Consider the following 15,825-nt stretch of genomic DNA (forward strand, 5'->3'; position numbering starts at 1 on the left):
CCAGGACCTCCCCCTCGACCACGTCATCGAAGCCCTCAACCCCCACCGCACCCTCTCCCACACCCCCTTCACCCAAATCGCACTCACCCTCCAGAGCTACGAACAGGTCGCTCTGGACTTCCCCGGCGTTCAGGTCACGATGGAGCCGACGGTCGACGAGACCGCGAAGTTCGAACTGACCTTCAATCTGGAGGAGTTGAGCACCGGCGGTGTCGCGGGCTCGCTGGTCTACGCGACGGACGTCTTCGACCGGGACACCGCGCGGCGGATCGCCGACGGGCTGGTGCACGTGCTCGAAACGGTGCTGCGACAGCCGGACACCCCGGTGGGACGCCTGCGCCTGACTCCGGACGGGGGCCCGACCCCCGTGCCGCGGCCCGTGCAGCCGGAACGGGGTCCCTCGCAGGCCCGGACGGTCCCCGAGGCCTTCCGGGCCCGAGTGGCGGACGCGCCGCATGCCCCGGCGCTGCGTTCCGGCGACCGGTTCGTGACGTACCAGGAGCTGGACGTACGGGCGAACCGGCTCGCACACCGGCTGATCGCGGCCGGTGCGGGGCCGGAGAGCCGGGTGGCGCTGCTCCTGGACCGCGGGGTCGACGCGGTGGTGGCGATGCTCGCCACCCTCAAGGCGGGCGCCGCCTACGTACCGCTGGACCCCCGCCAGCCCGCTGCCCGCACCACGGAGATCCTGCGGGAGAGCGCGGCCCGGGTGGTACTGACAGACGGTGTCCGGCCCGACTTCCCGGGAGAGGAGGGCCTCGCGTCCCTCCCCGACCTGGTGGTCCTCTCAGCCCTCTCCGACCCGGCCGTGCTCCAGGCGGAGGGGGATCCGGCGGAGGACACCGACCCGTTGGTGGGCTCCGGCGAAGAGCGGCTGGCCTCCGGCGAAGAGCGGCTGGCCTCCGTGATGTTCACCTCCGGATCCACCGGAATGCCCAAGGGCGTCGCGATCACCCACCGCGGCCTCGTCGCACTGGCCGCGGACACGGCCTTCGACACCGGGGCTCACGACCGGGTGCTGCACCACTCGCCGTTGGCCTTCGACGCCTCCGCCTACGAGATCTGGGCCCCCCTGCTGCGCGGCGGCCAGGTCGTGATCGCTCCGCCGGGTCAGCTCGACCCCGTGGCGCTGGGCGCGCTGGTGAAGGACGCGGGTGTCACCGTGGCCTTCTTCACCACCGCCCTGTTCAACCTGCTGGCCGACGACCCGAGTGCGACTCTGACGTCGTTGCGGGAGGTGTGGACAGGCGGTGAGTCCGCCTCTCCCACGGCGATGCGCACGGTGACCGAGAAGTACCCCGACCTCGTCGTCACCCATGTCTACGGACCCACGGAAGGCACCACTTTCGCGACCTGCAGCCGCCTGCCCACCCCGTACACGCACCCGGGGCCGCCTCCGATCGGCGTGCCCATGGACCGCACCGGCGCGTACGTGCTGGACCGGGGTCTGGTTCCGGTTCCGGTGGGTGTGGTGGGTGAGCTGTATCTGGCGGGTGTCGGGTTGGCACGCGGGTACTTGGGGCGTGCGGCGCAGACCGCGGAGCGGTTTGTCGCGGATCCGTTCGGGTTGCCGGGGGAGCGGTTGTACCGGACGGGTGATCTGGTGCGGTGGCGTGCGGACGGGCAGTTGGAGTTCGTGGGGCGGGTCGACGGTCAGGTGAAGGTCCGGGGGTTCCGGATCGAGCTGGGCGAGGTCGAGTCGGTTCTCGGTGCGTTGACGGGAGTCCGGCAGGCCACGGTGGTGGTCCGTGAGGACACGCCGGGGGAGAAGCGGCTGGTCGCCTACGTGGTGGCGGAGGGATCCGACGGGGATCCGGCAGCGCTGCGTACGGGAATGGCCGCCCAACTGCCCGACTACATGGTGCCGTCCTTCTTCGTCGCACTGGACTCCCTGCCGCTGACGCCGAACGGGAAGATCGACCACAAGGCCCTCCCCGCCCCGGCCACCGATCCTGAGGCGCCCCACACGGCCCCTTCCACGCCTCAAGAGGCCGCACTGTGCGCGCTGTTCGCGCAGACACTTCGGGTCGACCGGGTCGGCATCGACGACGACTTCTTCGACCTTGGCGGTCATTCCCTGCTGGCAACGCGTCTGATCAGCCGCATTCGTTCCTCGCTGGGCCTGGAAATCACCCTGCGCACCCTCTTCCAGAACCCCACCGTGCGCACCCTTGCCCCCACGCTCGAAACCGCCGAAAAGGCGCGGCCGCTCATCCGCCCCTTGCGAAAGGTCACCCGAACAACATGATTCCGCTCTCTTATGCGCAGCGCCGGTTGTGGTTCCTTCACCGCCTCGAAGGGCCCAGCGCGACATACAACGTGCCGTTGGTGTTGCACCTGGAAGGGGCCTTGGACGTGCCTGCGCTGAGGTTGGCGTGGAGCGACGTGGTGGGCCGGCACGAAAGCCTGCGGACCGTGTTCCCCGAGGTCGAAGGGGTCCCGTGGCAGCGGATTCTCGGAGCGGCCGAGGGGGTCTCGCCGTTCGACGAGGTGGAGGTCGCGGAGGGCGAGCTGGATTCGGCGCTGAGGGCCGGGGCGCGGCACGCGTTCGTGCTGGAGTCCGAACTCCCCGTGCGGGTCACGTTGTTCAGGAGCGGCACGGACCGTCATGCGTTGTTGGTGCTGATGCATCACATCGTGGCGGACGGCTGGTCCTTCTCCCCGCTGCTGCGGGACCTGTCCGACGCGTATCGCTCCCGGACGGCGGGTTCGGGCCCGGACTGGGACGAACTGCCGGTGCAGTACGCGGACTATGCGGTATGGCAGCGGGAGTTGCTGGAGGGCTCCGACGAGCCGGGGGCGCCTGAGGGGCTGGCCGGTCGCCAACTGGCCTTCTGGAACGAACAGTTGGCCGGAATGCCGGAGCTCCTGGATCTCCCCCTCGACCGGGTTCGTCCTGCGGTGGCGAGTCATGTGGGTGGGCGTGTTGAGTTCCGGTTGGATGCGGGGTTGCACGGTGAGTTGGCGGCTTTGGCGCGGCGTGCCGGGGCGACGTTGTTCATGGTGTTGCAGGCGGGGTTGGCGGCGTTGTTGACGCGGCTTGGTGCGGGTACGGATGTGCCGGTCGGTACGGTGGTGGCGGGTCGTTCGGACGAGGTTCTGGATGATCTGGTGGGGTTCTTCGTCAATACGTTGGTGTTGCGGACGGACACGTCGGGGGATCCGGGTTTCCTGGAGTTGGTGGAGCGGGTCCGGGAGTCGGATCTGGCGGCTTTCGCTCATCAGGATGTGCCGTTCGAGCAGTTGGTGGAGTCGGTCAACCCTGCCCGATCGCTGGCACACCACCCCCTCTTCCAAGTTCTGCTGGCACTGCAGAACAGCCCCGAGGGTGACTTCGTTCTCCCGGGCGGTCGGGCCACGGTCGAAGACCTGAGTTCCGGGGCGGCCAAGTTCGATCTGGCCTTCAGCCTGCGGGAGTGCCGTGGGGTCGACGGTTCGCCCGCTGGGGTTGTCGGTGAACTGTCGTTCGCGGTGGACCTCTTTGACCGTTCGACGGTGGAGGGTCTGGCAGCGCGGTTCGTGCGGTTGCTGCGTGGGGCGGTGGCGTCTCCGGAGGTTCCGGTGGGCCGTCTGGAGCTGCTTTCCGGCACGGAGCGGACGCAGTTGGAGAAGTGGAGCGGTACGACGGCACGGGTGGATGCGGTGCCGTTCCCAGTGCTGTTCGAGCGGCAGGCGGGCCGTACTCCGGATGCGGTGGCCATGGCCTGCGGCGGGGTGGAGGTCGGTTATGCGGAGTTGAATGCGCGGGCGAACCGGCTGGCGCGGCATCTGGTGTCGTTGGGGGTGGGGCCTGAACGCGTGGTGGCGGTGGCGCTGCCCCGGTCGGTGGATCTGGTGGTGGCGTTGCTGGCGGTGATGAAGGCCGGTGGTGCGTATCTGCCGGTGAGCCTCGACCATCCGGCCGCGCGTCAGGAGTATGTGCTGGGTGACGCGGCTCCGATCTGTCTGATCAGCCATGCGGAGGTGGCGGAGGGGCTCGCGGGCCCGTTCTCCCGAGTACTGCTGAACTCCCCCGCATTCGCCGAGAAGTTGAGCCGTTTCCCCGATACAGATCTCACGGATGGTGAGAGGACTTCTTCCCTGGGTCTGGATTCTGCGGCCTACGTGATTTACACGTCGGGTTCGACGGGGTTGCCGAAGGGGGTGGTGGTTTCCCATTCGGGTATTGCGAATCTTGCCGCAGGTGCGGTGGAGCGGCTGGGGATCTCCTCGGACAGCAGGGTGCTGCAATTCGCGTCCCCCAGTTTTGACGCGGCGATGTGGGACGTCTTCCTCACGTTCTCGGCCGGAGCACGGCTGATCGTGGCGGAAGACGACGATCTGCTCCCGGGGGACGGCCTCGCCGGTTTGCTCCGGGCGCACCAGGTGACGCATGCGACGCTCCCGCCCGCAGTACTCGCCGTGCTCCCTCCGGAGGCGGTTCCGTCGGGCATGGCGTTGGTGGCGGCCGGCGAGGCGTGTCCGCCGGGGCTGGCCGAGCGCTGGTCGGCAGGGCGGCTGATGGTCAATGCGTACGGGCCCACCGAGGCGACGGTGTGCGGGGCGATGAGTACGCCGCTGTCGGGTGCGGGGGTGCCGCCGATCGGTTCGCCGCTGCCCAACACCCGGGTGCATGTGCTGGATCGGGGTCTGGTTCCGGTTCCGGTGGGTGTGGTGGGTGAGTTGTATCTGGCGGGTGTGGGTCTGGCGCGCGGGTACTTGGGGCGTGCTGGGCTGACCGCGGAGCGGTTTGTGGCCGATCCGTTCGGGTTGCCGGGGGAGCGGTTGTATCGCACGGGTGATCTGGTGCGGTGGCGTGCGGACGGTCAGTTGGAGTTCGTGGGGCGGGTCGACGGTCAGGTGAAGGTCCGGGGGTTCCGGATCGAGCTGGGCGAGGTCGAGTCGGTTCTGGGGTCGTTGGCGGGGGTGCGGCAGACCACGGTGGTGGTCCGCGAGGACTCTCCTGGAGACCGGAGGCTGGTGGCTTATGTGGTGGCGGAGGGCCCCGGCTGGGATCCGGCAGCGTTGCGTACGGGGATGGCCGCCCGGCTGCCGGACTACATGGTGCCGTCCTTCTTCGTCGCGCTGGAGTCCCTGCCGCTGACGCCGAACGGGAAGATCGACCACAAGGCCCTCCCCGCCCCCTCAGTCGGCCCCTCGGCTCCGTACGAAAAGCGGCTCCCGCGCACCGCGCAGGAGGAAGTGCTCTGCGGGCTGTTCGCCGAGACCCTCGGGCTCGGCCACGTCGGCCCCGACGACAAGTTCTTCGACATCGGCGGTCACTCACTTCTGGTCGCCCGTCTCATCGGCCGGATCCGCACCGCACTCGGAGTGGAACTGCCGATCCGGGCGGTGTTCGAGAACCCCACGGCCGCGACGCTCTCGACCGCGGTCCGCCAGGCGGAACAGGCACGTCACGCCCCCTCCCGCAAGGTGCGCCCGGACACCGTTCCGCTCTCGTACGCGCAGCAGCGGTTGTGGGTGCTGGGCGAGGTGGAGGGGCCCAGTGCGACGTACAACGTGCCGTTGGTCTGCCACTTGGAGGGGCCGTTGGACGTGCCTGCGCTGAGGTTGGCGTGGAGCGACGTGGTGGGCCGGCACGAAAGCCTGCGGACGGTGTTCCCCGCGGTGGGCGGGGTGCCTCGGCAGGTGGTGCGACCGGTGGCCGCGGGGGCGGCGCCGTTCGATGTGGTGGAGGTCGCGTCCGAAGGCCTGGACGAGGCGTTGGACGCGGCGGCGCGGCGTGCGTTCGTACTGACTGCCGAGGTCCCGGTGCGGGTGACGTTGTTCCGTGTGGCTGCGGACCGGCATGTGCTGTTGGTGCTGATGCATCACGTGGTGACGGACGGGGGATCGACAGGACCGTTGCTGGCGGATCTGTCACGGGCGTACGGGGCGAGGTCGGGCGGTTCGGCTCCGGACTGGGACGAACTGCCTCTGCAGTACGCGGACTTCGCGCTCTGGCAGCGGGAGGTGCTGGGCTCCGAGGAGGACCCGGACAGCGTGCTGTCACGCCAGACGGCGTACTGGCAGGAACGTCTGGCGCTGCTGCCGGAGCTGATCGACCTTCCTCTCGACCGGGTTCGTCCTGCGGTGGCGAGTCATGTGGGTGGGCGTGTTGAGTTCCGGTTGGATGCGGGGTTGCACGGTGAGTTGGCGGCGTTGGCGCGGCGTGCTGGGGCGACGTTGTTCATGGTGTTGCAGGCGGGTCTGGCGGCGTTGTTGACGCGGCTTGGTGCGGGTACGGATGTGCCGGTCGGTACGGTGGTGGCGGGTCGTTCGGACGAGGTTCTGGATGATCTGGTGGGGTTCTTCGTCAATACGTTGGTGTTGCGGACGGACACGTCGGGGGATCCGGGTTTCCTGGAGTTGGTGGAGCGGGTCCGGGAGTCGGACCTGGCGGCTTTCGCTCATCAGGATGTGCCGTTCGAGCAGTTGGTGGAGTCGGTCAACCCGGCTCGTTCGCTGGCACACCACCCCCTCTTCCAGGTCACGTTGACCCTGCAGAGCGAAGTGACCGACGACGTCGTACTGCCGAATCTGACCGCGAGCCTCGGAAGTGTCGACCTCGGGGCGGCCAAGTTCGATCTGGCTCTCAGCCTGCGGGAGTGCCGTGGGGCCGGCGGTTCGCCGGACGGGTTGGTGGGCGAGCTGTCGTTCGCGGTGGACCTGTTCGACCGTTCGACGGTGGAGGGTCTGGCGGCGCGGTTCGTGCGGTTGCTGCGTGGGGCGGTGGCGTCTCCGGAGGTTCCGGTGGGCCGTCTGGAGCTGCTTTCCGGTACGGAGCGGACGCAGCTGGAGGAATGGAACTCCGCTGAGTCGCGGGTGGACGCGGTGTCGTTCCCGGTGCTGTTCGAGCGGCAGGTGGGCCGTACTCCGGATGCGGTGGCCGTGGCCTGTGGTGGGGCGGAGGTCGGTTATGCGGAGCTGAATGCGCGGGCGAACCGGCTGGCGCGCCATCTGGTGTCGTTGGGGGTGGGTCCTGAGCGGGTGGTGGCGGTGGCGCTGCCCCGGTCGGTGGAGCTGGTGGTGGCGTTGCTGGCGGTGATGAAGGCCGGTGGCGCGTATCTGCCGGTGAGCCTCGACCATCCGGCCGCGCGTCAGGAGTATGTACTGGGTGACGCGGCTCCGGTCTGTCTGATCAGCCATTCGGAGGTGGCGGCGGGGCTCACGGGCCCGTTCTCCCGAGTACTGCTGAACTCTCCCGATGTCGCGGAGGAGTTGAGCGGATTCTCGGGTGCGGATCTGGGCGACGGTGAGCGGACTTCTTCACTGAGGCTGGGCTCTGCGGCGTACGTGATTTACACGTCGGGTTCGACAGGGTTGCCGAAGGGGGTGGTGGTGTCCCATTCGGGTATTGCGAATCTTGCCGCAGGTGCGGTGGAGCGGCTGGGGATCTCCTCGGACAGCAGGGTGCTGCAATTCGCGTCCCCGGGCTTCGATGTGGCGATGTGGGACGTCTTCCTCACGTTCTCGGCCGGGGCACGGCTGATCGTGGCGGAGCAGGAGCAGATGCTTCCGGGAGAGCCCCTCGCGGATCTGCTCACCACCTTCGGGGTGACGCATGCGACCTTGCCCCCCGCGGCCCTGGCGGTGCTGCCCCTGGAGGGGGTGCCGTCGGGTATGACGTTGGTGGCGGGCGGCGAGGCGTGTCCGCCGGGGGTGGTCGAGCGCTGGTCCGCGGGGCGGTTGATGGTCAATGGGTACGGGCCCACCGAGGCGACGGTGTGCGCGACGATAAGCGCGCCGCTGTCGGGTGCGGGGGTGCCGCCAATCGGTTCGCCGCTGCCCAACACCCGGGTGCATGTGCTGGATCGGGGCCTGGCCCCGGTTCCGGTGGGTGTGGTGGGTGAGCTGTATCTGGCGGGTGTCGGGTTGGCGCGCGGGTACTTGGGGCGTGCGGCGCAGACCGCGGAGCGGTTCGTCGCGGATCCGTTCGGGTCGCCGGGGGACCGGTTGTACCGGACGGGTGATCTGGTGCGGTGGCGTGCGGACGGTCAGTTGGAGTTCGTGGGGCGGGTCGACGGTCAGGTGAAGGTCCGGGGGTTCCGGATCGAGCTGGGCGAGGTCGAGTCGGTTCTCGGGTCACTGCCAGGAGTACGGCAGACCACGGTGGTCGTCCGCGAAGACCGCCCGGGGGAGAAGCGGCTGGTCGCCTACGTGGTGGCGGAGGGATCCGACCGGGATCCGGCAGTGCTGCGTACGGGGATGGCCGCCCGGCTGCCCGACTACATGGTGCCGTCCTTCTTCGTCGCGCTGGAGTCCCTGCCGCTGACGCCGAACGGGAAGATCGACCACAAGGCCCTCCCCGCCCCCTCGGCAGGCCCCGAGGCCCCTGGTGGGGGGCAGGTCCCGCGCACCGCGCAGGAGGAAGTGCTCTGCGGGCTGTTCGCCGAGACCCTCGGGCTCGGCCACGTCGGCCCCGACGACAAGTTCTTCGAAATCGGCGGCGACAGTATTCTCGCCATCCAGTTGGTGAGCCGTGCGCGCTCCGCAGGACTGGACTTCGCTCCGCGGGAGGTCTTCGCGTACCAGACCCCCGCCGGTCTCGCCGCCGTCGCCCAGCCGCACGCCGAGGCGGCCGACGACGAGGAGGAAGCCGACGGCGACCTGGAGGCGACCCCGATCGTCCACTGGCTCCGTGAACTGGGCGGCTCTTACCAGGGGTTCAACCAGTCGATGACGGTCCAGGTACCGGCGGGAGCGGGAGCCGCCCGGCTCACCACCGCACTCCAGTCGCTCCTCGACAGCCACGACGTCCTGCGTATGAGACTGGTCGCCGCGGAAGAAGGGGCGGGGAGGAAAGAAGGGAGCGATGCGCCCTGGCACTTCCACATCCCGCCCAGGGGGGCGGTGACGGCGGCCTCGGTCCTGACCCGGGTCGACGTGTGCGGAGCGGATCCTTCCGCCGTTGAGCGGCTGGTGGCCGAGGAGGGCGAGGCGGCTCGCGGTCGGCTCGCGCCCGCGGCCGGTGTGATGGCGCAGTTCGTGTGGTTCGACGCAGGTGCCGACCACCCCGGCATGCTGCTGCTCGTCCTTCACCACCTGGTGGTCGACGGCGTCTCGTGGCGGGTGCTGCTGCCCGACCTGGCCGCCGCCTGGGAAGGCTCGGCAGGAGACGGAGAGCCCCGGCTCGCCCCGGTGCCGACGTCCTTCCGCCGTTGGACGCGGACGCTCGCCGCGGCGGCCCGTGAGCCGGGAAGGGTGGCGGAACTCCCGCTGTGGGCCGCCGTACTGGACACCCCCGACCCGCAGTTGGGCAAGCGGCGCTTCGACCCCGACCTGGACCTCGCCGGTACGGCCGGGTCGCTGGAATCGCGACTGCCGGGCGGGCTTGCCGAGTCCCTGCTGACCGTGGTGCCGGCGTCGTTCCACGCCGGTGTCAACGATGTGCTCCTCACCGCGCTCGCGCTCGCGGTGGTGCGGTGGCGGCGCCGCCGGGGGACCGCCGGTACCCAGGTCCTGATCGACCTTGAGGGCCACGGCAGGGAGCACCTCGCGGAGGGCCTGGACCTGCACCGTACGGTCGGCTGGTTCACCACCCTCTTCCCGGTCAGCCTCGATCCGGGCCCGGTCGACGAGGGCCGCCCGCACCCGGCGGGGCCGGCGCTCGGCGCGGCGCTGAAGGCGGTCAAGGAACAGCTCAGGGCCCTGCCTGACTCCGGCATCGGCTACGGCATGCTGCGTCACCTCAACCCGGAGACGAAGCCCGGACTTGCGAGGAGTGAACCGCCTCAGATCGGGTTCAACTACCTCGGGCGATTCGCGGCCGTGCACCCCGGGGGCGGCACGGACTGGGCGGTCGTACCGGGTGTCCGCGGACCACTGGGCCGTGACCCGGAAATGCCGCTCAGCCATGCGCTGGAGATCAACGCGGTGACCCAGGACCTGCCGGACGGCCCGGTGCTGACCGCCACCTGGACCTGGCCGGCCGCGCTGTTCGATGAGGGCGACATCCAGGAACTCGCGTCGGACTGGACGCAGGTGCTGCAGGCCGTCGCGGAGCACGCGCAGATGCCGGACGCCGGAGGTTACACGCCGTCGGACCTCGGGCTCGTCGACCTGAGCCAGGAGGAGATCGACGCGCTGACCCAGCAGTTGAGGAACGTCGACTGACGTCCGCGGACATGCGGAAAAGCCTGTGACACGCACATTGTGCGTGTCACAGGCGGACGGCCCGCTCCGCAGGAAGTCGGGGTCCCTACGGAGCCGGAGCCGCTGTGGCTCGAATCAGCCTGCCTTCACGGACAGGTAGCCGGCGATCGGGTACCAGCCGCCCGGTTCTGCCTTCCCGCCGGGCTTGAGCACCTTGGCAGTGGCCCCGTCTCCTTCACGGCAGTCGCTGAAGTAGTAGACCCGAATCGTCTTGTCGGTGTTGTTCGTGACCCAGCCCGCGCCGAACGACGCCTCTTCGCTCTTCTTCGGCAGGTTGATGCAGACGCCGTCCTGGGGATTGGTGATCGTTCCCTCGCGGTGGCCGCTGTACGTGATGGTCCCGGTAGCGGCCTGGGCGGTGCCGGGCAGAGCCAGGGCGGAAAGCACCGCGGCGGCTGCCAGTGCGGTCGCGCGGTAGTAGTTCTTCTTCAGCACTTTCGTCTCCTGTTGCAAAGAAACCGAATTCACTTAAAGGCTGGAGAGTGTCTCCGCGGCAGACTTTAGGGAAGGTGCTTATCAGTGGGATATCCCGGTTGCCCGAAGGGGCGATAAGTGGTGCGGGGACATCAGTTGCCGCGGTTCCCGGAGAGACGGGAATTGATGTCGCCGACCACCTCGGCCGCCTGCGGGACGAGGAAGAAATGTCCGCCGGGGAAGCTGCGGGAGGCGAATCCGTCGGCTCCCGCAGCAGTTCCTGCGGCCGTGTCCGCCGCCGTGTCCGCCGCCGCGTCCGCCCAGGCGAGGATGTTCTCGGCGGGGTTGTCGACGTCGTCCTCGCCGTAGTAGGCGGTGATGGGTATGGGGAGCGGCTGGACCGTGGCCTGCGTGGCGTAGGAGTCCACCAACCGGTAGTCGGCCCGGATCGAGGGCAGGACCAGATCGAGGAGATCCGGGTGGTCCAGGGCCGCCGCCAGCGGTCCGCCCCTCCGGCGTACGTCGGCGACCAGGGCCTCGTCGGTCCGGGAACCCGTGTCGGAGAGCCGCAGCCGGTGCGGCGCCGCGCGTCCCGAGACGAACAGCGCGGCCGGGCCGGAACGCCCACTGCCCAACAGTCGCCGTGCGACCTCGTACGCCACCGAGGCTCCCATGCTGTGCCCGAAGAACGCCGTCGGCACCGTCATGAGCGGAGCCACCGCGTCCGCGATGGGCCCGGAGAGGCCGGCCATGTCCGTCACACAGGGTTCGTTGATCCGGTCCTCGCGGCCGGGGTAGCGCACGGCGAAGACTTCGACGTCCGCGGCGAGCCACTGCGGCCATTCGCGGAAGAAGCTCGCGGCGCCGCCCGCGTGCGGGAAGCACACCAGCCGCATGCGCGGGTCCGGCACGCGGCGCAGAGGGCGCAACCATGAGCTGCCGACCGCGGGTTCGCTCGCCGCTGATGTGGTGGAGGGGGACATGCGTGACATCGATTCCTCTCGGGGACGTGCCGGCGAAACCGCCGGCCCAGAGCGTATGAGCCCTGCCTATTGAAGGCCTATCGCGGGGGCCGGGCGGCGGGCGTACGGTCGGAGCCGCCCGGCGCGGCGGGTCGAGGGGGCCAACTCCCGGAACCTGGGCGGATCAGCGTCAGCGCTGCGCGAAGTCCGCGTGCCGGGGCTGCTGTTGGCGCTTCGGTCCGTTACGGGGGCGGCTTGTGCGCCACTGGCGTGCGCGGATGCACTCCGGGGCCGGGGGCCAAGGTCGCTCCCGGGTGTCGTCGGCCAGGGCCGCCCAGCTGGCCGCCCCGTCTGGCCGCCCATCTGACCGCCCGTCTGTAACCCGTCAGGACTTGGCGAGTTGCCGTCAGTGGCCCGTCATGACCCGTCGCGACCCGGCCGGGGCGGGCGTAACGTCGGCGCCACGCCCCGGCCTTCTCGGTGACGGCCGGGGCGGCCATTCGCGACCGGCACCGCTGGATGCCCGGGGAGCGGTGTGCGGACACGTCGTTTCGTCGGCCCGTACGTTCCCGCCGTACCGGCATCGAGCGGGGGTCCGGCTTGCGCTCTCGCTGCAGGGGCATCGCGGGTGGCGGCGTTCCTTGCGCCACCGGATCGCGCTGGCCGCGGTCCTGGCTGTACTGCCGGCCGTCGCCGCGCTCCTGGTCCCGTTCCGCAGCGGCGTGACTGGTCGCAGCGGGAGATCGAACTGCGCGCCCGGCAACGGCCGTTACTGCGGCAGGTTCGTGCTCCGGCCCTCGCCGGGAGCGCCCGTGGCGCTCCCGACCGTGCCGGTCACCCCCGCTGACCTGGTCGTTCGCGGTGTCGTAAGGATGACGTCAAGCCGGAGTCGTCCGACGTCAGAGGACCGTCAACGCGGCCGCGAGGGCGAACGCGCGTGCCCCATGCTGGTGATCGCACGGGATCGTACGAACGGTCCGGGTGTGAGGCTGGAGGGCGGAGTGACGATCACCGCCGGTACCGGGCAGAGCCAGGGGCGGGGGCCCGGACGCTGCTACGGAAACCTCACCCGGACCTGAGTGACGGGGGAATCCCGGGCTGCGGCTCTGAGGGGAGCCGCGGGACGGACAGCCGGGTGACGGTCCCCAATACCGTTGCCCGGCTGGTCCGCCGTGCGGTGGGTGCTCGGCCGGGCCACGAGGGGATGCCGCTCGGCGGCCACCCCGACTCGGACGCGCTGAACCGTGCCGCCAGCCCGACGCGCACGCGCTGAACCGTGCCGCCACCCCGACTCGGACGCGCTGAACCCGTACCTCCGGGGACGTCCGGTGTGGCTGTTCCAGCGTCCCGGCACGGAGGAACGGCCGCATCCCGAACCGGCATGACGTCGCGGTGAGCGGGCCCGGCAGTGATGACTTCGCCCGGCAGCACATTCGGCATCGGCATCCTGAGCGGGTACGCGGCGAGCGCGTCGCCCGACGCGCTCCCAACGGCCCGTGCCGCAGCCGCTGCCCGGCGGCCCCGGACCCCGGACCCTCCGGCAGCGCCTGCGGGGCCTGACGGACCCTCCGTCCTGTCTCGCGCACCCCTTCGCGCCCCCCCCCGCATCGCGTCCACCCCATTGATCCCCACGGCCAAGTGGACGGCGGCAAGCGACCCGAAGCACCGCGAGAACGTTCCGTCGAAGGTCTTGCTGGAGTGTGTCGGGCTCCCTAATGTGAACCTTCAAATCCCCAGGAGCCTACTGAGAGCCATGAGTTGGGACGTACTTTGAACGATCAAATCTCTGCGCGGGCAGGCTATCTCGACCATGCCAGGGTCGGTCCGCTCTCCCGTCCGGCCGCCGACGCGCTCGCCGCCGCGGCCGCGCTCGCCGTCCGGGTGGACCCCGCCGATCTCGACCGGCTGTTCGTCCTCGGTGACGAGGCAAGGGCCTCGGCGGCCCGGTTGCTCGGCGCCCTTCCGCACGAGATCGCCCTCGCCCCCTCCACCAGCAACGGGCTGTTCACCGTGGCCGCGGCGCTCCGTGCCCCCGGCACCCTGCTGGTGCCCCGCGGCGAGTTCCCCGCCAACCTCTACCCCTGGCTCCGCTTCGCCGGCCGCGGCGGTCCCGCGGTCCGTCTCGTCGACCCGGACCGCGGCCGGCACATCACCCCCGACCTGCTGCGCCGTCACCTCACCCCGGACGTCACCGCACTCACCGTCAGCGCCGTCGACTCGCTCACCGGCTTTGTGGCACCGCTCGCCGCGCTCAAGGAAGTCCTCGGGCCGGGACGGCTGTTGATCGTCGACGGCATCCAGGGCCTGGGCGCCGTACCGCTCGAAGCGGACGCCGCCGACATCCTCGTCAGCGGCGGCCAGAAGTGGCTGCGGGCCGGCTGGGGCGCCGCGCTGCTGCTGATCCGCGACCGGTGCGCCGGGCACCTGGCGTCCGGGCTCGGCGGCTGGGCCGGTGTCACGGAGCCCTTCGCCGCGCGGCACCCGGCGCCGCCGCTGCCCGGGGCCGCCGCGCACCTCGCCACCAACCCGGACTTCACGGCCGCCGCCGCGCTCGGCGCGGCCCTCGACGACCTGGTCGAGCAGGGCGGTCCGGCCGCCGTCGGCGCCCGGATCCGTACCACCCTCGCCGAACTGCTCGACCGGGTACGGCGGGCCGGAGCCGACGTACTGATGGACGGAATCGGCCCGTACGAGCGTGCCGGGATCGCCTCCTTCCGGCTGCCGGGACACGACCCCGGCGCCGTCCACCGCGCCCTCGAAGCGGCCGGAGTGATCACCACCCGCCGCGACGAGTGGATCCGGCTCTCCCCCCACGCCTCCACGCCGAGTGCCGCGGCCGACCTGCTCGCCGGGGCACTGCACACCCTCACCCACCGCACGCCCCACCCTCGTCAGGAGCCGACATGTCCCACCCACTGAGCCGCCGCCGGCTGCTCCAGCTCGCCACCGCGTCCGCCGCCGGGCTCGGACTGACCGCCTGCGGCGACAACGGCGCGGGCGGTGGTGCGGGCGGCGACGGCGACACCGGCCGGATCACCGTCTGGAGCTGGACCACCGCGGCCGAGGCCCTGCGCGGCGTCGTCCCCTCCTTCGAGCGGGACAACCCCCACATCAAGGTCGACATCCAGGACGTCGGCAACCCGGCCATCTGGGACAAGCTCACCGTCGGCCTCGCCTCGGGCGGCAAGGGACTCGCCGACGTACTGCACATAGGCGTCGACTACCTGCCCGGCTACCTGGAGAAGTTCCCCGAGGGCCTCGCCGACCTGTCCGCGCTCGGCGCCGACCGGTACAAGGACGCCTTCGCGAAAGGCCTGTGGCCGACCGTCATCGGCAAGGACAAGGCCGTGCACGCCCTGCCCTGGGAGGTCAATCCGCTCGGCCTGTTCTACCGGAAGGACTACTTCGACAAGGCTCGTGTCGACCCCGAGTCCCTCCGCAGCTGGGACGACGTGATCGCCGCCGGGCCGAAGATCCTCTCCGCCACCGGCGCCCAGCTGCTCGGCCTCGACAAGCCGGGCACCACGCAGGACATGGACTTCTTCCAGAACCTGATGCAGCTTCAGGACGCCTTCTACTTCGACCGCGAGGGCAGGATCACGCTCGCCTCCCCGGCCGCCGTCCGGGCCCTCACCGTCATCAAGCGGCTCAACGACGCCGGACTGATCGCCGACACCGCGGGCGAGGGGACCGAGAAGCGCCTGCTCAGCCAGGGGAAGCTGGCCACCGACCCGAACCCGGCCTGGGCCGTCGAGTACCTGGCCGCCAAGTTCCCGGCGCAGAAGGGGAAGTGGCGCGTCATACGGCCGCCCGCCGCCGTCCCCGGGGGCGGCCGCAGCGCCCTCGTCAACTCCACCTATCTGACCGTCGCCGCCTCCAGCCCGCGCCGCCGGGCCGCCTGGCGGTTCATCGAGTACGCCCTCACCAAGCCCGCCGAGATCAACCGGATGTTCGCCTCGGGCGGCGTCTTCCCCGCCCTCGAAGCGGCCTACGCCGACCCGAGGTTCACCGCGCCGCACCCCTTCTACGGCGGCCAGAAGGTGCTGAAGTCCTTCGTCGACTCGCTCGGCGCCGGATCGGCGGCCACCAACTTCACCGGCGACTACCCCCGCGCCCTCAAGTTCGCCAGTGACGCCCAGAGTCAGGTGCTGTTGAAGGGCGCCGACCCGGCGACCGCCCTCAAGGCCGCCGCCGAGCAGCTCGCCCGGCAGACCGGTCGGCAGCAGGCGGCCTGACCATGTCCCTCGCCCCGCCCGGACGCGCTCCCGCCGCAGCCCCCTCGGCCGGCCGCGGGAAGCCCCCGCCCACCGGCCGA

The 15,825-nt window shown here is 70.5% G+C and carries 6 protein-coding genes; 4 read left to right on the plus strand and 2 right to left on the minus strand.

Annotated features, from left to right (window positions below; all coding sequences use genetic code 11):
* Nucleotides 1-2,248: amino acid adenylation domain-containing protein (locus tag ACH4SP_RS05380; protein WP_398409567.1), on the plus strand; the 2,248-nt coding region annotated here is incomplete at its 5' end.
* Entirely contained in the window at nucleotides 2,245-10,095 is a 7,851-nt protein-coding gene (locus ACH4SP_RS05385; RefSeq protein WP_398411720.1) for an amino acid adenylation domain-containing protein, read from the plus strand. The genes ACH4SP_RS05380 and ACH4SP_RS05385, both read left to right, overlap by 4 nt.
* 114 nt (nucleotides 10,096-10,209) lie before the next feature.
* Here the strand turns inward: ACH4SP_RS05385 and ACH4SP_RS05390 are convergent, their stop codons facing one another.
* Nucleotides 10,210-10,569 (minus strand): hypothetical protein, encoded by a 360-nt coding sequence (locus ACH4SP_RS05390; RefSeq protein ID WP_398409569.1) that lies wholly within the window; start codon nucleotides 10,567-10,569, stop codon nucleotides 10,210-10,212.
* A 131-nt stretch (nucleotides 10,570-10,700) separates the two neighbouring features.
* A complete protein-coding gene (locus tag ACH4SP_RS05395) occupies nucleotides 10,701-11,531 on the minus strand; it encodes a thioesterase II family protein (RefSeq protein ID WP_398409571.1) in 831 nt (276 codons plus the stop codon).
* Nucleotides 11,532-13,280: 1,749 nt separating this feature from the next.
* Here ACH4SP_RS05395 and ACH4SP_RS05400 point away from each other — a divergent pair.
* Together ACH4SP_RS05400 and ACH4SP_RS05405 are read left to right on the plus strand one after the other, a co-directional pair.
* Nucleotides 13,281-14,429: an aminotransferase class V-fold PLP-dependent enzyme gene (locus ACH4SP_RS05400; protein ID WP_398409573.1), complete on the plus strand. Its 1,149-nt coding sequence runs from the start codon at nucleotides 13,281-13,283 to the stop codon at nucleotides 14,427-14,429.
* Nucleotides 14,414-15,745 carry an extracellular solute-binding protein gene (locus ACH4SP_RS05405; RefSeq protein ID WP_398409576.1) on the plus strand — a complete coding sequence of 444 codons (1,332 nt, stop codon included), beginning with the start codon at nucleotides 14,414-14,416 and terminating at the stop codon, nucleotides 15,743-15,745. The genes ACH4SP_RS05400 and ACH4SP_RS05405 overlap by 16 nt, the downstream gene beginning before the upstream one ends.
* Nucleotides 15,746-15,825: the final 80 nt, after the last annotated feature.

This window comes from Streptomyces sp. NPDC021093 (assembly GCF_044333135.1).
Lineage (GTDB): Bacteria > Actinomycetota > Actinomycetes > Streptomycetales > Streptomycetaceae > Streptomyces.

Excerpts from the sequence above, each read along its gene's own strand:
- ACH4SP_RS05405 (WP_398409576.1), top strand. The coding sequence starts at position 14,414 with ATGTCCCACCCACTGAGCCGCCGCCGGCTGCTCCAGCTCGCCACCGCG.
- ACH4SP_RS05385 (WP_398411720.1), top strand. The coding sequence starts at position 2,245 with ATGATTCCGCTCTCTTATGCGCAGCGCCGGTTGTGGTTCCTTCACCGC.
- ACH4SP_RS05395 (WP_398409571.1), bottom strand. The coding sequence starts at position 11,531 with ATGTCCCCCTCCACCACATCAGCGGCGAGCGAACCCGCGGTCGGCAGC.